Source organism: Burkholderia sp. THE68 (assembly GCF_009938265.1).
Classification (GTDB): Bacteria; Pseudomonadota; Gammaproteobacteria; order Burkholderiales; family Burkholderiaceae; genus Caballeronia.
The window spans coordinates 96,550-118,080 of record NZ_AP022316.1 but is presented as its reverse complement, the minus strand read 5'-3'; the positions used below and the strand labels follow the sequence as shown (position 1 = coordinate 118,080).

23 protein-coding genes are annotated in these 21,531 nt (G+C 63.5%); 4 read left to right on the top strand and 19 right to left on the bottom strand.

Translation table 11 applies throughout. From position 1 onward, the window contains the following. Positions 1–14 precede the first annotated feature (14 nt). Both BTHE68_RS14060 and BTHE68_RS14055 read right to left on the bottom strand, forming a co-directional pair. Positions 15–788, bottom strand: coding sequence for a molybdopterin-dependent oxidoreductase (locus BTHE68_RS14060; protein ID WP_162066981.1), 774 nt, complete (start codon positions 786–788; stop codon positions 15–17). Positions 789–791: 3 nt separating this feature from the next. Continuing rightward, positions 792–1,376 carry a cytochrome b/b6 domain-containing protein gene (locus BTHE68_RS14055; RefSeq protein WP_162066980.1) on the bottom strand — a complete coding sequence of 195 codons (585 nt, stop codon included), beginning with the start codon at positions 1,374–1,376 and terminating at the stop codon, positions 792–794. A 151-nt stretch (positions 1,377–1,527) separates the two neighbouring features. Here BTHE68_RS14055 and BTHE68_RS14050 point away from each other — a divergent pair, with 151 nt between their 5' ends. Together BTHE68_RS14050 and BTHE68_RS14045 are read left to right on the top strand one after the other, a co-directional pair. Further along, positions 1,528–2,199 carry a heavy metal response regulator transcription factor gene (locus BTHE68_RS14050; protein ID WP_162066979.1) on the top strand — a complete coding sequence of 224 codons (672 nt, stop codon included), beginning with the start codon at positions 1,528–1,530 and terminating at the stop codon, positions 2,197–2,199. Next, positions 2,196–3,599 (top strand): heavy metal sensor histidine kinase, encoded by a 1,404-nt coding sequence (locus tag BTHE68_RS14045; RefSeq protein ID WP_162066978.1) that lies wholly within the window; start codon positions 2,196–2,198, stop codon positions 3,597–3,599. Before BTHE68_RS14050 ends, BTHE68_RS14045 begins: the two co-directional genes overlap by 4 nt. Before the next feature lie 665 nt (positions 3,600–4,264). On the opposite strand, the gene BTHE68_RS14040 is transcribed toward BTHE68_RS14045, so the two are convergent. The 15 genes from BTHE68_RS14040 to BTHE68_RS13970 all read right to left on the bottom strand — a co-directional run bounded on the left by BTHE68_RS14040 (position 4,265) and on the right by BTHE68_RS13970 (position 17,112). After that, positions 4,265–6,058: an FAD-dependent oxidoreductase gene (locus tag BTHE68_RS14040; RefSeq protein WP_162066977.1), complete on the bottom strand. Its 1,794-nt coding sequence runs from the start codon at positions 6,056–6,058 to the stop codon at positions 4,265–4,267. Beyond that, entirely contained in the window at positions 6,055–7,149 is a 1,095-nt protein-coding gene (locus BTHE68_RS14035) for a DedA family protein/thiosulfate sulfurtransferase GlpE (RefSeq protein ID WP_502710597.1), read from the bottom strand. Before BTHE68_RS14035 ends, BTHE68_RS14040 begins: the two co-directional genes overlap by 4 nt. Before the next feature lie 278 nt (positions 7,150–7,427). Then, entirely contained in the window at positions 7,428–8,393 is a 966-nt protein-coding gene (gene denD / locus BTHE68_RS14030; protein WP_162066975.1) for a D-erythronate dehydrogenase, read from the bottom strand. Positions 8,394–8,415: 22 nt separating this feature from the next. Next, a complete protein-coding gene (gene otnI, locus BTHE68_RS14025) occupies positions 8,416–9,204 on the bottom strand; it encodes a 2-oxo-tetronate isomerase (protein ID WP_162066974.1) in 789 nt (262 codons plus the stop codon). 42 nt (positions 9,205–9,246) lie between these two features. Beyond that, a complete protein-coding gene (gene otnC / locus BTHE68_RS14020) occupies positions 9,247–9,888 on the bottom strand; it encodes a 3-oxo-tetronate 4-phosphate decarboxylase (protein WP_162066973.1) in 642 nt (213 codons plus the stop codon). Continuing rightward, positions 9,888–11,156: a 3-oxo-tetronate kinase gene (otnK, locus tag BTHE68_RS14015; RefSeq protein ID WP_162066972.1), complete on the bottom strand. Its 1,269-nt coding sequence runs from the start codon at positions 11,154–11,156 to the stop codon at positions 9,888–9,890. The genes otnC and otnK overlap by 1 nt, the downstream gene beginning before the upstream one ends. Further along, positions 11,153–12,049, bottom strand: coding sequence for an L-threonate dehydrogenase (gene ltnD / locus BTHE68_RS14010; protein ID WP_162066971.1), 897 nt, complete (start codon positions 12,047–12,049; stop codon positions 11,153–11,155). Before ltnD ends, otnK begins: the two co-directional genes overlap by 4 nt. Positions 12,050–12,068: 19 nt before the next feature. Further along, a complete protein-coding gene (locus tag BTHE68_RS14005) occupies positions 12,069–12,773 on the bottom strand; it encodes a FadR/GntR family transcriptional regulator (protein WP_162066970.1) in 705 nt (234 codons plus the stop codon). A 90-nt stretch (positions 12,774–12,863) separates the two neighbouring features. Then, positions 12,864–13,199 (bottom strand): thioredoxin family protein, encoded by a 336-nt coding sequence (locus BTHE68_RS14000; protein ID WP_162066969.1) that lies wholly within the window; start codon positions 13,197–13,199, stop codon positions 12,864–12,866. 85 nt (positions 13,200–13,284) lie between these two features. Next, positions 13,285–13,845 carry a hypothetical protein gene (locus BTHE68_RS13995; RefSeq protein WP_162066968.1) on the bottom strand — a complete coding sequence of 187 codons (561 nt, stop codon included), beginning with the start codon at positions 13,843–13,845 and terminating at the stop codon, positions 13,285–13,287. A 95-nt stretch (positions 13,846–13,940) separates the two neighbouring features. Continuing rightward, positions 13,941–14,240, bottom strand: coding sequence for a hypothetical protein (locus BTHE68_RS13990; protein ID WP_162066967.1), 300 nt, complete (start codon positions 14,238–14,240; stop codon positions 13,941–13,943). Between the two features lie 485 nt (positions 14,241–14,725). Then, positions 14,726–15,253 carry a chromate transporter gene (locus BTHE68_RS13985; protein ID WP_162066966.1) on the bottom strand — a complete coding sequence of 176 codons (528 nt, stop codon included), beginning with the start codon at positions 15,251–15,253 and terminating at the stop codon, positions 14,726–14,728. After that, positions 15,250–15,798, bottom strand: coding sequence for a chromate transporter (locus BTHE68_RS13980; RefSeq protein WP_162066965.1), 549 nt, complete (start codon positions 15,796–15,798; stop codon positions 15,250–15,252). Before BTHE68_RS13980 ends, BTHE68_RS13985 begins: the two co-directional genes overlap by 4 nt. Before the next feature lie 3 nt (positions 15,799–15,801). Continuing rightward, positions 15,802–16,740 carry a 2-dehydropantoate 2-reductase gene (gene panE, locus BTHE68_RS13975; RefSeq protein ID WP_162066964.1) on the bottom strand — a complete coding sequence of 313 codons (939 nt, stop codon included), beginning with the start codon at positions 16,738–16,740 and terminating at the stop codon, positions 15,802–15,804. Positions 16,741–16,770: 30 nt separating this feature from the next. Then, the gene (locus BTHE68_RS13970; RefSeq protein ID WP_162066963.1) at positions 16,771–17,112 is read right to left on the bottom strand and encodes a hypothetical protein; all 342 of its coding nucleotides are present in this window, start codon (positions 17,110–17,112) and stop codon (positions 16,771–16,773) included. A 283-nt stretch (positions 17,113–17,395) separates the two neighbouring features. Here BTHE68_RS13970 and gnd point away from each other — a divergent pair, with 283 nt between their 5' ends. Both gnd and BTHE68_RS13960 read left to right on the top strand, forming a co-directional pair. Then, on the top strand, positions 17,396–18,802 hold the full coding sequence (gnd, locus tag BTHE68_RS13965; protein WP_162066962.1) for an NADP-dependent phosphogluconate dehydrogenase: 1,407 nt from the start codon (positions 17,396–17,398) through the stop codon (positions 18,800–18,802). A gap of 174 nt (positions 18,803–18,976) precedes the next feature. Next, positions 18,977–19,321, top strand: coding sequence for a DUF1493 family protein (locus tag BTHE68_RS13960; RefSeq protein ID WP_162066961.1), 345 nt, complete (start codon positions 18,977–18,979; stop codon positions 19,319–19,321). A 13-nt stretch (positions 19,322–19,334) separates the two neighbouring features. Here the strand turns inward: BTHE68_RS13960 and BTHE68_RS13955 are convergent, their stop codons facing one another. Further along, positions 19,335–20,456 (bottom strand): Gfo/Idh/MocA family protein, encoded by a 1,122-nt coding sequence (locus BTHE68_RS13955; RefSeq protein WP_162066960.1) that lies wholly within the window; start codon positions 20,454–20,456, stop codon positions 19,335–19,337. Next, a complete protein-coding gene (locus tag BTHE68_RS13950; protein WP_162066959.1) occupies positions 20,453–21,514 on the bottom strand; it encodes a sugar phosphate isomerase/epimerase family protein in 1,062 nt (353 codons plus the stop codon). Before BTHE68_RS13950 ends, BTHE68_RS13955 begins: the two co-directional genes overlap by 4 nt. Positions 21,515–21,531: the final 17 nt, after the last annotated feature.

Sequence of the window (21,531 nt, the reverse complement as noted above, 5' to 3'; positions counted from 1 at the left end):
TTGAATGAAAGGCTTCAGGACCCGCCGAACCAGTTGTAGCCCTGGTTCTCCCAATAGCCACCGGGATAATCGTTCGTCACGGTGATCGCGACGATGTGTTTCGGGTTCTTGTAGCCGAGCTTGGTCGGCATGCGCAGCTTCATCGGGAAGCCGTATTTCGGCGGCAGGATCTGGCCGTCGTAAGTGAGCGTGAGCAGCGTCTGCGCGTGCAGCGCGGTCGGCATGTCGATGCTCGTCGAGTAGTTGTCGGCGCAATGGAAGGCGACGTATTTCGCGCTCGTATCGGCGCCCGCGCGCGCGAGGAAATGCGCGAAGCGCACGCCGCCCCATTTGCCGATCGCGCTCCAGCCTTCGATGCAGATATGCCGCGTCACCTGGCTTTCCTGCGGCATCGCATGCAGTTCGTCGAGCGTCCACACGCGCTTGCCCTTCGCGAGCCCGCCCACGCTCAGCTTGTACGTCGACGGATCGACCTCGGGCACTTCGTCGATGTCATAGAACGCGTTGAAAGGGAACGGCCGCGTGATCATCGATTCGGGATAGGTCGGCGCGAGCTGGTTCGGATCGAACAGCAGTGCCTGCATGTCGTCGTTGAACGACGATATGCGGCGCAGCATCGCGTTGACGGATTTGTCGTCGGTGATATTGCAGCCGGACAGCATCGCGAGGCCTCCGAGCGACAGAATGCGCTTGCCGAATAAACGGCGCGCCGGCGCCTTTAATTCCTTCGCGGCATCCTTGATGATGAGTTCGGCATCCGGCCTCGATTTGAATAGCTTGAGCGACATGGCTTAACGACCTCGAATCATCAGCACGAGCGAGCGCGGCACGAGCGCGACCATCACGACGTGCACCACGAAAAACACAACGAGAAAACTCATGCCGAAGAAGTGCACGACGCGGGCATTATCGTAGCCGCCCATCAGTGTGCGAAGCAGGGGAAACTGCACGGATTTCCAGACGGCGAGTCCCGAGAGAATCACGATCACGATGTCCACGATCACCGCGAGATACGCGAACTTTTGTACGGCGTTGTAGTGCGTGAGATCGTCGTGGCCGAGCTTGCCGCGCAATGCGGCCAGCGCGTCGACGAAAATAGCTTTGATCGATAGCGGAAACATGCGGCGCCGCAAACGCCCCGTGACGAGATTCATCACGACATAGACGATGAAGTTCGCGACCAGCAGCCACATTGCCGCGAAATGCCATTGCAGCGCGCCGCCGAGCCAGCCGCCGAGCGTGATCGCGGGTGAGAACGTCAAGGACTTGAAGATCGGCGAGGCGTTATAGATCTGCCAGCCGCTCGTCACCATGATCAGCACGGCAAACGCGTTGAGCCAGTGCGTAATGCGCAGCCATAGCGGTTGTACTTGCACATCGAGCCTCGTATTTCGAGTTGTTCGCAGCGCATGGTAGCGACGCCGCGCTGATCGATCGATGACCTCTCGATGACTTTTTTGTCATCTTTGGCGAGCCGTGCATGCGCTCTGGCTAGAATGACGGCAATCCATCGAACGCAGCGCCAGCATGACCATCCTCGTTATCGAAGACGACCGCAAGACCGGCGACTACCTGAAGAAAGGGCTCATCGAGTCCGGCTATCAGGTCGAACTCGTGCGCAACGGCACGGACGGATTGCATCAGGCGCTCGCGAATCCGTACGAGCTGATCGTGCTCGACGTGATGCTGCCCGGCATCGACGGCTGGCAGATCATGTCCGCCCTGCGCGCGAAACGTGACCTGCCTGTCATTTTTCTCACCGCGCGCGATCACGTGACGGACCGCATCCACGGACTCGAACTCGGCGCGGACGATTATCTAGTGAAGCCGTTCTCTTTCACGGAACTCGTACTGCGAATCCGCACCTTGCTCAGACGCGGCGTGATGCGCGAATCGGATACCTTTCAGATCGCGGACCTGCATGTCGATGTCCTGCGCCGCAAGGTGACGCGCAAGGGCGTGGACATCGCGCTCACAAACAAGGAATTCGCATTGCTGCATCTGTTCTGCAAGCATCAGGGCGAGGCGCTGTCGCGCACGCTAATCGCATCGGAAGTGTGGGACATGAACTTCGACAGCGATACCAATGTGGTCGATGTCGCGGTGAAGCGTCTGCGCGCGAAGATCGATAACCCGTTCGAGCCGAAGCTGATTCATACGGTGCGCAGCATCGGCTATTCGTTCGGGGAGAATCCTTGAACCGCCCTTCGCGCTCGCTCGCGGTACGTATTGCGCTTTCGTTCGCGGTGATCGTGTGCGTCGTGGTCGGCATGGTGGGCGCGTCGCTCTATCACGCGACCAATCGCGCGCTGTCCACGCGTGCGGATTATCAGCTGATCGCGCGCGTGGAGCATTTTCGCTCGCTGCTGCACGATCTCTACACGATCAAGGAAATCGAGGCGCGGCCGAAGCTATTCGAAACGATGCTCGGCGACCGGCAGGACGTCATCCTGTTTCGACGCGCGGGCGCGACGCCTTTCATCGACGTGAATCCGGAGCGTATGCCGCTGCCGCCGCTCGATGTCGTGCCGGTGACGCGGCCCATCGGACTCGACGATCTGTACGAAGGCTCGCGCGCGGACGGCGTGCGTATGCGCTGGGTCGGCGCGCAGGCGCGCATCGGTGACAGCGGCGAAGTCGTCGAAATCATCGCGGCGCACGTGATGACGCAGGAAGCGCGCGTGTTGTCGGCGTATCTGGAGCGCGTGTGGCTCACGGTGATCGGCGCGGTGCTGGTCACGTTGCTGCTCGCGTACTGGGTCACGAGCCGCGGACTCATGCCGCTCAGACTGATGGCCGACAAGGCCGCGGAAATCACGCCGGATCGATTGTCGGCGCGGCTCGATGTCGCGCATGCGCCCGCCGAATTGCAGAGCCTCGCGGCGTCGTTCAATGCGATGCTGGATCGTCTGGAGCACGGCTATGAACGCCTGCTGCAGTTCTCGGCGGATCTCGCGCATGAGGTTCGCACGCCGATCGGCGTGTTGATCGGCGAGACGCAGGTCACGCTGGCGCACGAGCGCAGCGTCGCGGAGTATCGCGGCGTGCTCGAATCGAATCTGGAAGAACTGGAGCGGCTCGCGCGCATCGCGCAGAACATTCTCTTTCTCGCGCAGGCGGATCACGGGCCGCAGCGTATCGAGCGCGAACGGCTCGACATTCGCGAGGAACTGGAGACCATCGGCGCTTACTTCGAAGGGATCGCGGATGAACGCCGCATCACGTTCGATATCGACGCCGAAGGGGAAATAGTCGCGAATGCAATCATGTGCCGAAGAGCGATCGGCAATGTGGTCGTGAATGCCGTGCGCTATGCGACGGCGGGGACCGTGGTGCGGCTGCGCGGACACGCGGATGAACGAGGTGCCTGTATCGTTGTGGGTAATCGTGGCGCTCGTATCGAGCAGGATGAGCTGGCCAGGCTGTTCGATCGCTTCTATCGCGGTGATGCTGCGCGTAGCGAGTTTACGGAATCGAGCGGACTCGGACTTTCGATCGTGAACGCGATCATGCGTTTGCATGGTGGTACTGCGTCTGCCCAATGCACTTCGGATGGGTGGATTGAGTTCAGCTTGCTGTTTCCTCGCGATTCTGGATGAGTTTTTTTGGGTGGTGAGACTGCGTTTATGTGGAATCCTGAATTCGCGTCGGTCTATTGGTGTTGCCCCTGTGCGGGGCGGCAGTCACTTTCTTTGCTGCTGCAAAGAAAGTAACCAAAGAAAGCAGCCTGACACGCCCGCGGTCATACGCAATTTGGGTGTTCCTCTCGTTGTTCGTGGCGTCAGTAGCGAGTGCCCTCGTAGGCCACATCGGGCTTGGACCGCGCACGGTCTGACAAGCTAGTACCCAAAGGACGCTGGTTCAGCACGAAAGAGTTCCGGCACAGCGCTGCGCGCTGCCGTTGGGTCTGCAAGGGAAAACGACGAGAAAAAGGATACGCAGAAGCACACGCAGACCCGATTGACCCATCGGCCGCGTAGCGGGCCGGAGCCATTTTGTGCTGAACCAGTTTGTCCTGTGGTGCGATGTGGCAGACCGTGCGCGGTCCAAGCCCGGTTAGACCTACGAGGGCACTCGCTACAGAGGCCACGATCAACGAGAAGAACACCCAAATTGCGTGTGACCGCGGGCGGCTCGAGCTGCTTTCTTTGGTTACTTTCTTTGCAGCAGCAAAGAAAGTGACTGCCGCCCCGCACAGGGGCAACACCAATAGACCGACGCGAATACGGGATCCGGCGAAAACAACAACCCCAAACAAATCCCCCTACGCCCCCACCAACGCCTCCCGCTTCGCCAACAACCCGTGAATCTGCGAAACGACCGCCGCCCCCTCGCCCACCGCAGCGGCAACCCGCTTGGTCGAACTGGACCGCACATCGCCGATCGCGAACACACCCGGCACGCTGGTCTCGAGCGCAGGCACACCTACCGTGCGCCCTTCATGCGCCTCCGGCCCGGTCAGCACAAACCCCTTCCCATCGACATTCACATTGCAGTTGCGCAACCAGTCGGTATTGGGATCCGCGCCGGTAAAAAGGAACAGATGCCGCGACTCGATCGTGAGCGGCCCATCGGGCGTCTGGCAGTGCACCGTGGTGAGCGCGCGGCCGTCGCCATCGAGCGAGGTGATCTGCGTATGCGTGCGTACCGTCACGTTCGGCAGCGAGCCGATTCGCTCCACCAGATAGTGCGACATGCTCGCCGAAAGCCCCGCGCCGCGAATCAGCACATGTACGTGCTTCGCATGCGTCGCGAGATACACCACCGCCTGCCCCGCCGAATTCCCGCCGCCGACGAGCACGACCTCCGAGTTCTTGCACAGCTTGGCCTCGACCGGCGACGCCCAGTAGTACGTGCCGTGCCCTTCGTAGCGCTCCAGGCCGGCGATGTCCGGCCGCCGATATGCCGCGCCCGACGCGATCACCACCGTCTGCGTCGTGACGCGCGTGCCGTTCGCCAGTTCGATCTGGATCGGATTGCAATCGCAATGCAGCGCCTTGATCTTCGTCGGTATCGCGATGTGCGCGCCGAACTTCTGCGCCTGCACGAACGCGCGCCCGGCGAGCGCCTGGCCGGAAATGCCGGTCGGAAAGCCGAGATAGTTTTCGATGCGCGAACTCGCGCCCGCCTGCCCGCCCGGCGCGCGGCAATCGAACACCGCCACCGACAAGCCCTCCGACGCCGCATACACCGCCGTCGCGAGACCCGCCGGCCCGGCGCCGACGATAGCGACATCGTAGATATGCGCCGGATCGAACTCGGGCAGCCAGCCGAGTTGCGTCGCCACCTGATTCTCGTCGGGCGCGCGCAGCACGGTGCCGTCCGGGCAGATCACGAGCGGGAAATCGGACGTCGATGCCGAAATGCGTTCGAGCAAGGAGATCGCGTCGGGATCGGTGCACGCGTCGATCACCGTGTGCGGATAACCGTTGCGGCGAAAAAAGCCCTGCAGCGACACGAGGCGGCCATCGTCCGACTGGCCGAGCAGCACCGGCCCGCTGCCTTTCTCGATCAGCCCGACGCGCCGCAGGATCAGCGCGCGCATGATGCGTTCGCCCAGCTCCGCTTCCGCGACGAGCAACGCGCGCAGCCGTTCCGGCGGAATCACGATGCCGTGCACATCCTCGGCGGCGATGCCATCGACGAGACACGGCTTGCCCGACAGTTGCGCCACTTCCGCCAGAAAATGCCCCGGCCCGTGCTCGACGACCAGATGCTCCTGCCCGAGCGCGTTGCGCCGCGTCACGCGCACGAGCCCCGAAAGCACGATCACCATGCCGCGCCCGGTCTCGCCCATGCGGAACATCCACTCGCCCCGGCGCCAGTGCGAGGCGGTGCCGAAGCGGCTCATGCGCTCGATCTCGTTGTCCGTCAGGCGCGGGAACATCTGGTGCGCGCGCGTTTCGAGCGGTGAGAAAGGCGCGCTGTCATCGGCTGCCGCTGCGGCGGCGGGCGACGCCACCACGTTCGGATTCGAAGTTTCAATAGGCTCGCGCGCGCTCCACGCGACGACATTCGGCACGCCTTCACCCGGCTCGTTGAACGGCGTTGTACTCATGCGCGATCTCCGTGTGGAAAACCAGCTTCATGCAGGGATGCCGAGCCCGCGGATGACGCCGCGGCCGATTTCACCGGCCACGGGCACATCGCCGCCATTTCCGCGACCTCCTCGGGCGTGGTCGCCACGAGCTCGCCGAATTCGGTCAGCGTAGCGACATCGAAACCGGCGAGCCGCCACGCGTCCAGTCCGCCCGTGAGCGGCACCACGTCGCGGAAACCCGCGTTGCGCATGGTTTTCGCCATCCACGCGGCCGACACTTCGTTCGGACACGAGCAATAGATGACGACCTTGCGCGACTTGTCGTAGTTCTCGATGATCTTCGCGAGATCGCGCTCGTCGGCGAACAGCGAGCCGGGAATCGTGAACGGATCGAGCATGCGCTTTTCCGGCGAACGGATATCGAAGATCACCGGCAGCGGTTGGTCGTTCATCATCGCGTAGAGCTCGTCGACGCTGATACGCGCCTTCTCCAGCGTCGCCATCAGCGCGCGGCGGCGCCACCAGCGGTAGGTGACGTAGATCGCGAGCAGCACGGCGAGGACCATCACCGCCTGTCGGCCGAGCTGCGAGATCATCGCGAAGACCATTTCCAGTTGCGCCGCGAATATGACGCCGATGGTCAGCCCGACCGCGCTCCAGAGCGCGATGCCCGCGCCGTCGTGCGCGATGAAGCTGCGCAGCTTCACGCCCATCGCGCCCGCGAGCGGCACCGAGACGAGCGACAGCCCCGGAATGAACTTCGCGACGAGCAGCACGCGCACGCCCCAGCGGCCGAAAAAGCGCTCGGTCTTCTTCACGCAGGTATCGCGCGACAGGGACAGCTTGCAGATGGTCTTGAGCGTCTTGTCGCCGTATCTGCGCCCGCCCTGGAACCAGACGAGGTCGCCGAGCACGCCGCCCGCCACCGCGACACACAGCACGCCCAGAAGCGGCGGCCAGAACGCGCCGCCGTTCACCGCCATCAGCGCGACGGACGCGCCGACGATGATCATCGTCGGCATGGCGGGCACGGGCAGCCCGAGCGCCGAGCCCATCACGTTGATGAAAACGATCGCCGGGCCGAATCGATCGACTAGCTGATGCAACAGCATGGGAATCTCCCGCGAGGGAAAGGTGCGAGTTCACGGGACGGAACGACGGAACGCGCGCCGCGTTACCGGCGCAGCGAAGGCGCAAGAAGCACGAAAGCGAGCGAGATACGAGCCTGCAAGCGCTCGTGGTTCAACGCGGTGCACGCGGCGCCGGGCCGACGTCCGTCACATTTAAGGGATAAGTGTAGCCCGGAAATGCAAATGTCAGCATGACCGGCGCGCGGGACGCGGGCATCGCGCCCGCGATGCCCGGTGGATGGGTCAGAGAGTGGGATTCAGCCGCGTTCGTCGGCGATATAGGCGCGGATCACGTCGGCGAAATTCCTGTCGCCCGACAGGCCGAGCTGCTCGGCGCGCGACGTGTTCCACGCGCCCGGCCAGCTGCCGACGATCTTCTCGATGCGCTCGTCGCGCTGCCAGTCGATGCGCTGCACGGCTTCCTCGCCCGCCACTTCGCGCAGTGCCGCAACCATCTCGTTCACGCTCACCGACAAACCCGGCAGGTTGATGACCGGCCGCAGTCCGAGCTTCTCACGCTCGATCTCGCAGCCTGCGATCAGCGCTTCGACCGCGCTTTTCGGCGACAGCAGCCAGACGCGGGTGTCACCATCGACGGGGCAGGTCGAGCGCTCGCCGTTCAGCGGCTCGCGGATGATGCCGCTCGCGAACGACGACGCCGCCGCGTTCGGCTTGCCCGGCCGCACGCTGATGGTCGGCAGGCGCAGCACGCGGCCATCGACGAAACCGCGCCGCGCGTAGTCGGAGAGCAGCAGTTCGGCGATCGCCTTCTGCGTTCCGTATGACGATTGCGGGTTGAGCGCGGTGTCGTCCTGCACGACATCGGGTAACGCGCCGCCGTACACCGCGACCGAACTCGTGAACACGACGCGCGGCTTGTGGCCCGCCGCGCGGCACACTTCGAGCAGCGCGCGCGATGCGTCGAGGTTGATCTTCATGCCGAGATCGAAATCCGCTTCGGCTTGGCCGCTCACGATCGCGGCGAGGTGGAAGATGGCTTCGGTCTGAGTATCGATGTGGCGTTGCAGCACCGCCGGATCGGAGATATCGCCGGTTTCGGCGCGCACGCGCTGGTCGGCGAGCAGGCGTTCGTCGTTCGGACGCGCGACGTCGAGCAGCACGAGTTCCGTGACGGGTTTGCCGTCGAGCTCGTTGCGTTCGAGCAGGCGCTTCGCGAGACGCTGGCCGAGAAAACCCGCGCCGCCGGTAATGAGAATCTTCATGTGGGTCGCTTCCTTGCTTTTTTCACAGATAGGGTTTGAGCCAGCCGAGGCCTTCGGACGTGCCCGCCTTCGGTTTATATTCGCAGCCGATCCAGCCTTCGTAGCCCAGCGAATCGATCAGCTCGAACAGATACGGATAGTTCAGTTCGCCGATGCTCGGCTCGTAACGCTCCGGCACGCCCGCGATCTGGATATGGCCGACGCCCGCGTTTGGGCGCTTCATGTCGCGCTTGAGCTTCATCGCGATGTCGCCTTCCACGATCTGGCAGTGGTAGATGTCGAACTGCACTTGCAGGTTCGGTGCGCCGATTTCATCGCAGATGGCCTGGGCTTCGTCCTGGCGGTTCAGGAAGAAGCCGGGAATGTCGCGGGTGTTGATCGGCTCGATCACGATGCCTATGCCTGCGTTCTGCGCTTCCTTTGCCGCGTATTCCAGGTTCTTCAGATACACCGCGCGATGTTTCTCTCTCGGCTGATCCGGGGCGATCAGGCCCGCCATCACGTGCAGCTTCCTGTTGCCGAGCACGGCGGCGTATTCGAGGCCCTTTGCGACGCTTTGTTTGAACTCTTCCTCGCGCCCGGGTAATGACGCGATGCCGCGCTCACCCTTTGCCCAAACTCCCGGTGGTGCGTTGAAAAGCGCTTGCGTCAGGGCGTTGTCGGTCAGGCGCTGTTTGATGTCGTTCGCGGCGAAGTCATAAGGGAACAGGAATTCAACCGCCTTGAAGCCGTCTTTTGCTGCTGCGGCGAAGCGGTCCAGGAACGCGTGTTCCGTGTACATCATCGTTAGGTTTGCGGCGAATTTCGGCATTTTTGATTGCTCCTGATTTGTCGTGGAAACCTGACGCAAGCCCTACCATCGGGCGTTGAACGTCGCTCTCAAGTCCTCGATCGCTTCTTCCGGTAGTGGCTCCGGGCGCGGGTGCGTCGACAGATACAGGCGCGCCGTCTCTTCCAGTTCCTCCAGCGCGTACGATGCGTGCGACACCGACTTCTCCCAGACCACCGGGCCAAGCCGCTCCAGCAACACCGCACGCACCTTCGACGCCAATGCCGCCACTTCCTCCGCCACCGCCGCATCGCCCGGACGCCGGTACGCGATCAGCGGCACGTGGCCCACCTTCATCACGTAGTACGGCGTGATCGGCGGCAAGACATCATCCGGTTTCCAGACGCCCGCCAGCGTCAGCGCCACAAGATGCGTCGAGTGCGTATGCACGACGCCGCGGGCCTCTGCGTTGTTCTCGTAGATGCGGCGATGCAGCGCCAGCGTCTTCGACGGCCGTCCGCCCGATACGTGATTGCCCCGCACATCCACCTTCGCGATCTCGGCGGGATCGAGGCGGCCAAGGCACGCGTCGGTCGGAGTGATCAGCCAGCCGTCTTCCAGGCGCGCGCTGATGTTGCCCGCGCTGCCCACCGTATAGCGACGCTCATAGAGGCTCTTGCCGGTCAGGCAGATCTCTTCGCGAATGGAATTTTCGGTCGATGCCATCACAGTGCCTTCAGCGCTTTCTCGAAGAAATCGGTCGCGCCGAAATTGCCGGACTTGAGCGCGAGACCCAGCGCTTCGCCCGCATTCGCACCGATCGATTGCGTCGCCGGCACGCCCGGATCGATCTGCGGTCCGATGCGCAAGGAACGCACGTCGAGCGCCTGCACGACCGCGCCCGACGTCTCGCCGCCCGCGACCACGAACCTCGTGTAGCCGTCGTCGCGCAACGCGCGCGCGATGGAGGCGAGCGCGTCCTCGACCAGATGCCCCGCCTTTTCGACGCCCAGTTCCTTCTGCACCGCCTTCACTTCATCGGGCGATGAAGTCGCGTAGATGAGCACCGGCTCGTCGTGTTCGCGCGCGAATTCGACGGCGCTCTGCACCACCGGCTCGCCGCGCGAAAGCGCCATCGGATCGATACGGAAGCTCGGCTTCGATTCACGCCAGTGCGCGACCTGCGCGTTCGTCGCCTTCGATGCGCTGCCCGCCAGCACGACCGACTTGCCCTCGAGCTTCGGCAGATCGGCGGCGTGTTCCGCATGCGCGAGCAGATTCGCCGCGCGGAAGTTCTGCGGCAGACCCAGCGCGATGCCCGAGCCGCCCGTGATCAGCGTGAGATCGCGGCACGCATCGCCGAGCACGTGGAGATCGGCGTCGGACACGGCGTCGGCGATCGCGAGGCGCACGCCGTCCTGCTTCAACTCGCCGATACGCGCGCGGATCGCGTCGGCGCCTTTGGCGATCGTGTCGTAACGGATCAGGCCCACTTTCGATTTCGTCTGGCGCTGCAACACGCGCACGAGGTTCGGATCGGTCATCGGCGTGAGCGGATGATTCTCCATGCCCGATTCGTTCAGCAGCACGTCGCCGACGAACAGGTTGCCGCGAAAGATCGTGCGGCCGTTCTCGGGGAATGCGGGGCAGGCGATCGTGAAATCGTCCTTCAGCGCGTCCAGCAGCGCATCCGCGACCGGGCCGATGTTGCCCTCGTCGGTCGAATCGAAGGTCGAGCAATACTTGAAGAAGAACTGGCGGCAGCCCTGCGCGCGCAGCCATGCGAGCGCGTCGAGCGACTGGCGCACGGCGTCATCGGCGGAAATGGTGCGCGACTTCAGCGCGACGACGAGCGCGTCCGCCTCGATGCGCGCGTCCGCCGCCGGCACGCCGATGGTCTGCACCGTACGCATGCCGCCGCGCACGAGCATGTTGGCGAGATCGGTCGCGCCGGTGAAATCGTCGGCGATACAGCCGAGCAGTGCCTGCGTCATGCCTTCGCTCCCTTCGGGACATCGATGCCCGGAAAAATCTTGATGACCGCGGAATCGTCCTCGCCGCCGTGTCCGGCGGTGGACGCCATCATGAACATCTGGTGCGCCGCCGCCGACAGCGGCAGCGGGAATTTCGACGTGCGGGCCGTGTCGAGCACGAGGCCGAGGTCCTTCACGAAGATATCGACGGCGGACAGCGGCGTGTAATCGCCCGTGAGAATGTGCGGCACGCGGTTCTCGAACATCCACGAGTTGCCGGCGCTGTGGGTGATGACTTCGTAAAGCGCGTCGGGATCGACGCCCTCGCGCAGGCCGAGCGCCATCGCTTCGGCCGCCGCCGCGATATGCACGCCCGCGAGCAGCTGATTGATGATCTTGACCTTCGAGCCCGCGCCGTGCGCGTCGCCGAGACGATAGACCTTGCCCGCGATCGCATCGAGCACGTCCTCGCAGGCGGCGTAGGCATCGGCGGGGCCGGAGGTCATCATCGTCATGTCGCCTGAATTGGCCTTCGCCGCGCCGCCGGACAAGGGCGCGTCGAGCAGCAGCACGCCCTTTTCGCCGATGCGTCTGCCTAGCTCGGCGGCGAATTGCGGCGACACCGTCGCGCACGCAAGCACGACGCTGCCAGGTTTCATCGCGTCGACGGCGCCACTCTCGCCGAACAACACGGCCTCGGTCTGCGCCGCATTGACGACGACCGTCAACACGACCTCGCACTTGCCGCCCAGCTCGGCGGGCGACGCGCACGCGATGCCGCCCTCGGCCGCGAACGCGTCGAGCGCGGCCTTTTTCACGTCGCAGGCGTGAACGGCGAAGCCCGCGCGCAACAGCGAGCGTGCGACGCCCATGCCCATTGCGCCCAGACCGATGACTCCCACGTTTCTCGTCATAGCGTTTTTTCCCGATGAATTAGCAGATGCCCGCTTCCGACAGGCGGCGCGCGGCGTTGATGAGATGCGTCTGCGCGGCGTTGCGCGCGGCGGCGGCGTTGCTGGCGCGGATCGCCTCGACGATCGCCGCGTGTTCCTCGCGCACCTGCCGCATGAAATCCTCGCGCAGCGCTTCGTTGCCGCGCGTGACGATCGTGCCGGCTTCGAGATACTGGTTCAGAAAGGTGAGGGTTTTCAGGAAGTACGGATTGCCGGTCGCATTGGCGATTTCGCGATGAAACGCGACGTCCTCGGCGACGCCGTCCCTTCCTTCGCGCACCGCGGCATCGATACGCGCGAGGGCGTCGTCGATGGCGGCGAGCTGGGCGTCGGTGCGGCGCAGCGCGGCTTCGGACGCCACTTCGGCCTCGATCGCCCGGCGCAGCGCGAGAATCTGCACGACCGCGCCCGGCTCGGCGGCCTGCGCGTAGTCGATCCGCAGCGGCCGGATGCCCGCGCGCTCGACAATGAACACGCCGCTGCCTTGCCGCGGCTCGACCATGCCTTCGTTCTTCAGCCGCGAGACCGCTTCTCGGATCACCGTGCGGCTCACGCCGAACTCCTGCGCGAGCACGGCTTCAGTCGGCAGCTTGCCGGTGCTGGCGAAGCTGCCCTTCTCGATCAGCTTTTGCAGTTGCTGCGCGACCGAATCGGACAGGGCGCGCTGCGGAATCTTTTCGAACATGCGAATCGATGACGATCGTAAAGTTGTCGGGTCATCATACAAGTTTACGGGCCAGACGTTGACCAAGGCAAAACCCTTAGTCGCGTGCGATTATGCGAGCGGCTTGTCGATGAGCGCGAGCGCGTCGCGGATTTCGGCGACGTCGCCGGGACGCACCAGGCGCGCGACCTCCTTGCCGCCCAGCATGAAGACGAGCGTCGGCCAGAGCTTCACGCGAAACGAGCGGCCGAGCGGCCGGCCGCTGCCGTCCTCGATTTTCAGGTGCCTGATGGCGCCATGTCCCTGAAACGCCTGCGCGATCAGCGGCTGCGCGGCGCGGCAGAAGCCGCACCAGTCGGTGCCGAACTCGACGACCAGCGGGCCGCTCAGCGCGTCGAGTTCCGCGCGTTCGGGCGCGCTTTTCGCGTATTCGATATTCATGGTCATGGCGCTCGTCCTTGCTCCTTCGTCTTATTGGGCGTTCAGCAGAAACTCTGCCCGCCGCCCGCAAAGTCGAGATCTACGGGGGGCGTCACGATCCGATCGCAATCGCCGTCACCTCGTGATGCGGGCTTCCGGTGACGGTCACGGCCATATTCGTTCTCAGCGCCATCATAAAGAGATTATTTCGATTGTCGTAGCTTTCCCCGTTCGGCCACATGTGCATGCAATAGCGCGAGCCGTCGTTCGTTTGCAGCACGTAATGGACGGCGGCGCCCTGGTCCTTGTCGACGATCCGGACCACGATTCCCGTGCGCGTGTCCTGCAGTTTGAGAAACGTGGAATTCAATGACGGGATCGGCGAATCACTGGGCCCAATGGCCATCCCGATGATATAGCCGCGTTGATCGCCGGCCAGCGTAATGGGCAGACCATAATCGAGCGCCATCATCAGGAGATTGTTGCGATTGTCGTGAGCGGAGATATTCAACTGACCGCAGTATGACGCGCCGTCTTCGGATCGGAGTATGTAATTGACATTTTCAAGGTCGTTTGAATCGATAATGCGGATTAAATATCCGCCTCTCACGTCCCGGAGGGGAACGCCACCTCGAACCAGCAGCAGGCTGGCATTGCTATCGATGTTTCTCAACGAATCACCCTATATATCTGAATTACGGCCCACTGTGAGCCGATATGGCTGAACGGCGCTTCTGCGATTCAAGCGCGCCGTTCGCACGCGCTCGCCTAATGCAAGCCGTCATTACCCGCAAACGCATGGCTTTCGGTCCCGACGACCGCCGATCGCACATAACTGTTGATGCCGCCGACGAGCATGACGGAGCGCCCGGATTCGACCGCGAGGCGGATCAGGGCGTCCCGGTTGCGCCGCCGCCGGGTGTCCATCTGCGCGGCGTACTGGGTTCCGTCGGCGGCCTGGATCAGGTAGTTGATATACGCGGACGTGTCGGAGTCGACGATCCGGACGACGACGCCGATCCGCACGCCGTCAAGCGGAATACCGGGGCATATCAGCGACGGAATCACCGGGGAACTTCTTATTTTCATTTGATTTCTCCTGTTACGACGTGAGGCATTTTGGTAGATACCAACTGTCAATCTGGCAAGCTATTCGACATCGACTGAAAGCTGTTTCTCATTTTCGAGTCAGATATATCATATTTTGTTATGCAATCTCTTAATCGAATCTAATTCGACGATGCACATTCCCTGTTCCAATAGGAAATTCGAGCGACGGTTCGCGTATCGTTCCGTAGGGTAAAAGATTCCTCCCGCGCGTCGCCGGAGGGCTGCGCGCGCTTTCGTGGCCGAATAAAGTGGCCCTGACAAAGTCAGGAAAACGATTAATTGACTTGGATATTTCTAAATGGCAGGAGCGTAATCTACGGAATCAATATTCGATCCGTCAAACTGGAATTTGTCATTTTTTGAGAAGCCAGTGAGACGAATGAAAGTCGCGTGATACACGCAAATGATTATTGCGGCGATTGCAATGAATCAAACCAGCGGCGTCATTGTCCAAAACCGGTCAGCCCGATGAGCGCGCCGCCCGCGAGCAGCCAGAGCGGATGCAGCCGCGTGCGGTACGAAACCGTCGCCACGACGACGGTGATCGCCGTCAATAGCCACGTCCGGTCCGATGCCTGAGCGATCAGCAGCGCGCTCGCCGCGACGAGCCCCGCCGTGATCGGCACGAGGCCGAGCTGGATGAAGCGCCGCCACGGCCGGTCCTTGAATCGCTCCCACGCGTGCAGCGCGGCGACTGTCACGAGCGACGAAGGACCGAACTTCGCGATCGAGGTGACGAGCACGCCCGGCCATCCCGCGACGTGCCAGCCGATCAGCGTGACGACCATCATGTTGGGGCCGGGCGCGGCCTGCGCGAGCGCGAATAGCGCGGAGAAATCGGCGCTCGACATCCAGTCGTGGACCTGCACCACCTGACGCTGCATTTCCGGCAGGATCGAGTTGCCGCCGCCGAACGCGAGCAGCGACAACTGACTGAAGATCGCGGCGAGCGACAGCAGGTTGTCCATCATCGGCGCAGCTTCCACGCGATCAGCACCGAGAGCGGCGTGAAGACCAGCATCGTCGGCAGGAGAGGCGTGCGCAGGAACGCGATCGCCGCGAACATCAGGAGCGCGACGACGGCCGCTTCCGGCTTGCGGCGCAATGGCCACATGATCTTCACCGCCATCGCGACGAGCAGGCCCGCCGCGGCCGCCGCGAGCCCCGCGAACAGATGCGCGATGCGCGGGTCCTGATGCGTGCGCTGATAGATCACGCCGAGCGCGATCACGATGAGCGAAGGCCCGGCGAGCAGACCGAGCAGGCCCGCGAGCGCGCCCGGCACGCCGCGAAAGCGCATGCCGATGGCCACCGACAGATTGATCACGTTGCCGCCCGGAAGGAACTGGCAAAGGCCGAGGAGATCGGTGAACGCGTCGGCGTCGAGCCACTTGCGGCGTTCGACGATCTCGCGACGCGCAAGCGGCAGCGCGCCGCCGAAGGCCGTCAGCCCGAGCGTGAGAAAGCCGGTGAAAATCTCCGCGACGCTGGGCCGCGGCGGTTCTTCGCGATCCATCGCTCAGCGCGACGCGGCCGAGCGCGCCCGGCGCGCCTCGTAGGCTTTCAGATGCGCGTACGCCACCGCGAGCGCCGACACGCCGTCGATCGCCGTGCGCCGCCGCGCCAGCAAATCCCCGACGATGTGATCGGCCTCGATCGGCGCGCCGTTCTCCAGATCGCGCAGCATCGACGCGGTCATCAGCGAGCCGCGCTCGGAGAAGAACGCACGGGCGCGCGCGACGACCGGCTCGCCCGGCGCATGCGCGTTGTCGCCGGCGATGCCGCAGCATTCGTCGAAGAGCCGGAACAGCAGCGCCTCGCCGCCCGGCGCCGCGAGAATATCGCCGATGGGCGCGCGCATCAGGCAGGTGCCGGTCGCGAGCGTGGCGAGGAACACCCACTTGTCCCACATCGACTGCAGGATGTCTTCGCTCACGGACAGATCGAAGCCCGCGCCGCCGAGTTGCGCGGCGATCGCGTCGATGCGCGCGCTGCGCCCGCCCGCGCGCTCGCCAATGGTCATCGAATGCAGGTTGTTCAGATGCAGGATTTCGCCTTCGGCATCGAGCGTCGCGGCGATCACGCATTGGCCGCCGAGCACGTTCGCCGGGTTGAAGCGCGCATCGAGCGCGTCGAGATGGCCCATGCCGTTCAGGAGCGGCAGAATCGCGGTGTCGGGACCGACGGCGGCCGCGAAGGAATCGATCGCGCCTTGCAGGTCGTAGGCCTTGCAGCTCAGCAGCACGAGATCGAAAGGACGGTCGATGTCCTTCGCGAGCACCATCGGCGGACAGGCGAAAGCCAGATCGCCCTCGGGGCTTTTCACTTTCAGGCCGCACTGCCGCAACCGCTCGGCGCGCCGTTCGCGCACGAGGAAGGTCACGTCCCTGCCCGCTTCGAGCAACCGCGCGCCGAAATATCCGCCGATGGCCCCCGCGCCCACTACCAGAATCCGCATGTCTCGCTCCTTTTGATCATTGACACCGCTTCACGCCTGCCACACGCCATAGCCCGCTTCCCGCAAGCCGATCGCCAGTTCCACTTCCATGTCGCACGCGCCGTCGTAGGGCATCGGGTTGTACATCTCGTACAGTTGCGGCAAAAGCCGCAGCCCGAATTCGCGGACGAAGCGGTTCGACTGGATGCCCGCCTTGTGCTTGTCGAAACGCACGTCCGGATCGACGCCCGTCATGCCCACATAGACGAACGGCATGCCGGTCACGTAATCCGGATTCGCGCGGCGAAAGCGCGCTTCGTTCCAGACCGAGCCGGACAGTTCGACCACATAGACGGAGTAATGATGGCGGCGCGTGCGCCGCGACGACGGCATCTTCGGCGGGCCTTCGCGGCGTGCTCGTTGCGGGCGTTCATTCTAAGACGGCGGCGCGCAAAGCGCTCGTGCGGGCGGCATGCCCCCTGCCGGATGCGCCTCAAAGTGGTAAATTCGGGGCGGTCCGCGTTCGCGCAACGTTCGGTTCGCCGCACGGCCCGTCGAGCCGCCGATCGAACCTGGAGACGATCTCTCACGCGCGGGCGCCGCTCCCATCGACACGTTTTCATCCCGAAGCCGCGCGCCACGAGCCGCGTCGGCTTCGGTTATCCGGAGATCAAGCATGAGCAAACAAGCTATCGGCGTGGTGGGCCTCGCCGTCATGGGCCGAAATCTGGCCTTGAACATCGAGAGCCGCGGTCACGCCGTTTCGGTCTACAACCGCAGCCGCGCCAAAACCGACGAACTGATTGCCGAACATCCCGACAAAAAGCTCGTGCCCACTTACACGCTCGAAGAGTTCGTCGAGTCGCTCGAAAAGCCGCGCCGCATCCTGATGATGGTGAAGGCCGGCGCGGGCACCGACGACACCATCGCGTCGCTGCGTCCGCTGCTGGAAAAGGGCGACATTCTCATCGACGGCGGCAACACGCATTTCACCGACACCATCCGCCGCAACCAGGATCTCGCGAAGTCCGGGCTGCATTTCATCGGCACGGGCGTGTCGGGCGGCGAGGAAGGCGCGCTGAAGGGCCCGTCGATCATGCCGGGCGGACAGAAGGAAGCCTACGAACTGGTCGCGCCGATCCTCACCGAGATCGCCGCGAAAGCGCCGGACGGCGAGCCGTGCGTCGCGTACATGGGTCCGGATGGCGCGGGCCACTTCGTGAAGATGGTGCACAACGGCATCGAGTATGGCGACATGCAACTGATCGCCGAGAGCTATGACGTGCTGAAACGCGTCGCGGGCTTGTCGAACGAAGAACTGGGCAAGGTCTATGTGGAATGGAATCAGGGCGAGCTGGACAGTTACCTGATCGAGATCACGTCGAAGATCTTCTCGAAGAAGGACGATGAAACCGGCAAGGATCTCGTCGATGTGATTCTCGACCGCGCCGCGCAAAAGGGCACGGGCAAGTGGACGAGCCAGAATGCGCTCGATCTCGGCGCGCCGCTGCCGCTGATCACCGAAGCGGTGTTCGCGCGCGTGCTGTCGTCGCTGAAGGATCAGCGCGTGGCGGCGAGCAAGGTTTTGAGCGGTCCGGCGCCGAAGTTCGATGGCGATCGTGCGGCGTTCGTCGAGTCGGTGCGGCGCGCGTTGTATCTCAGCAAGATCGTCTCGTATGCGCAGGGGTTTGCGCAGTTGCGCGCGGCGTCGGAAGAGTACAAGTGGGATCTGCAGTATGGCGAGATCGCGAAGATCTTCCGGGCCGGCTGCATCATCCGCGCGCGCTTCCTGCAGAAGATCACGGATGCTTATGCGAAGGATTCGCAGCTCGCGAATCTGCTGCTCGATCCGTATTTCAGCGATATCGCGGCGAAGTATCAGGATGCCTTGCGTGATGTCATCGTCGCGGCGGTGAAGGCAGGGATTCCGGCGCCGGCGTTCTCGTCGGCGATCGCGTATTTCGATGCGTATCGCTCGGAGCGGCTGCCCGCGAATCTCGTGCAGGCGCAGCGCGATTTCTTCGGCGCGCATACGTTCGAGCGGGTGGATAAGGCGGGGAGTTTTCACGCGAACTGGGCGTGAGGTCGAAACGATTCGGTTTTGAGTTTTGAGGTGAGAAACGCGGCTCTTTCGGGAGTCGCGTTTTTTTTGGCGATATGGCGTGTGGGATTGCTGCTGTTGCGCAAGCGTTGATTAATTAGATATACGGAACTATTATCGCCCAACCCGTTCCGCTCAGAAGCCCGAAGATTGAAAATGATTGCCCAATCGAAAGCCTGGGAGCTGCTCATCGAATATCTCGAAGTGAAGCTGGGCAAGCGCAAACTCTCGCCCGAGACCGATCTGTATCACGACCTCGACTTGAATCCGCCCGCGATTTCAGTGCTGCTCAACGATTGGGGAACGAAATTCGGCGTCGACATGAGCGGATTCGAGCTGGACCACTATTACCCATTCATCAAGTTAAGCAAGCCAGCATTTTTCTGGACACTGCTCAAATCGCCCTTCAGCCAGCAGGCTCGGGAAACGCTTGGCGGATGGCAACTCACCCTCGGCATGCTGGAGGAAGCGATGATTCGAGGAAAATGGGTGATCGACTGAGGCATGCGCATCATCAGGCAAGCGCCACCCACTCCCCATTCCCCTCGCTGCTCCTCAACACCGCATCCACGAACCTCAACCCGGCGACCCCATCCTCGACCGTGGTAAGCCACTCATCCCCCTGCGTCGTTCCGCTCGCGATACACGCCGCCGCATCCGTATAAACCTGCGCGAACGCCTCCAGATACCCTTCCGGATGCCCGGCCGGCACACGCGTCGCGTGCAGCGCTTCCGGACTCTGCACGCGCCCGCGCGTCAGACGCTCCGACGCACCCCCAATCGGCGTGAACCACAACTCATTCGGCTTCTGCTGATCGAACGCGATGCCCGCCTTCGTGCCATACACACGCAAGCGCAGCGCGTTCTCCTCGCCCGCCGCGACCTGGCTCGCCCACAGCATCCCGCGCGCGCCGCCCGCATAACGGAACATCGCCTGAACGTGATCGTCCACGCGCCGGTTCGGCACGAACGTCGTCACATCCGCCGATAACTCCATCGGCCGCATCCCCGTCACGTACTCCGCGAGCTGATACGCATGCGTGCCGATATCGCCGAGACAGCCCGCCGGTCCTGCCAACGCGGGATCGGTGCGCCACAGGGCCTGTCGATTCGATTGCGTCTCGACCGGCAACGACAGCCAGTCCTGCGCATACTCGACCTGCACGACGCGAATGTCGCCGAGCAGGCCGCGCCGCACCATCCCGCGCGCGTGCCGCACGAGCGGATAACCCGTGTAGGTATAAGTCACCGCGAACAGGCGATCCTTCTCGCGCGCGAGCTTCGCGAGCGCCTCGCCTTCATCGAGCGAAACGGCGAGCGGCTTGTCGCAGATCACGTGGATGCCCGCTTCCAGAAAAGCGGTGGCGATCGGCGCATGCAGATGATTCGGCGTGACGATGGCCACCGCCTCGATGCCGTCCGAGCGCCCCGCTTCGGTGCGCGCCATCTCGCGATAATCGTCGTAACTGCGCGCAAGGCCGATCGCCGCCGCGCTCGACGCCGCCCTTCGCGCATCCGACGACAACGCGCCCGCGACAAGCTCATAACGATCATCGAGCCGTGCCGCGATCCGATGCACCGCGCCGATGAACGCGCCCTCGCCGCCGCCGACCATCCCCAGTCTCACGCGATTCATCGCCTGTCTCCGATACCGAGCACGCCGCGCATCTGCTCGCGGCTCGCGCCGCTGCCGGCGAAGTCGTCGAACGCGCGCTCGGCCACGCGGATGATGTGATCCCGGATGAACACCGCGCCCTCGCGCGCGCCGTCCTCGGGATGCTTCAACGCGCATTCCCATTCGAGCACGGCCCAGCCGGAAAAGTCGTATTGCGCCATCTTCGAGAAGATCGCCTTGAAGTCGATCTGGCCATCGCCCAGCGAACGAAACCGTCCCGCGCGATCGGCCCAGCCGGAATAGCCGCCATACACGCCCTGTCTGCCGTTCGGCCGAAACTCCGCGTCCTTCACATGAAACGCCTTGATGCGCGCGTGATAGATATCGATGAACGCGAGGTAATCGAGTTGCTGCAACACGAAGTGACTCGGATCGAACAGGATGTTCGCGCGCGGATGATCGTCCACCGCCGCGAGAAAACGCTCGAACGTGACGCCGTCGTGCAGATCCTCGCCGGGATGCAGCTCGTAACACACATCGACGCCCGCGCGATCGAACTCGTCGAGAATCGGCCGCCATCGTGTGGCGAGTTCATCGAACGCGGCTTCGACGAGACCCGCCGGACGCTGTGGCCACGGATACACATACGGCCACGCGAGCGCACCCGAAAACGTCACGTGCGCGCTTAAGCCCAAACGCTTCGACGCCGCCGCCGCGAGCTTCAGTTGCGAAATCGCCCATTGCGTGCGCGCCGCGGGATCGCCGCGCACGTGCGGCGCGGCGAAGCCATCGAACAAGGTGTCGTAAGCGGGATGCACGGCGATCAACTGGCCTTGCAGATGCGTGGACAACTCGGTGATCGACACGCCGGCATCGTCGACAATGCGGCGGATGTCGTCGCAATATGCATCGCTCGATGCGGCCTTCTCCAGATCGATCAGACGCGGATCGGCGGGAACCTGTATGCCTTCATAGCCGAGCGAAGCCGCCCAAGACGCCAGGTTATCCAGCGTATCGAACGGCGGCTGATCGCCCATGAACTGCGCGAGAAATATCGCCGGGCCTTTGATGGTTTTCATCTTGCGCCTCTAGGAGA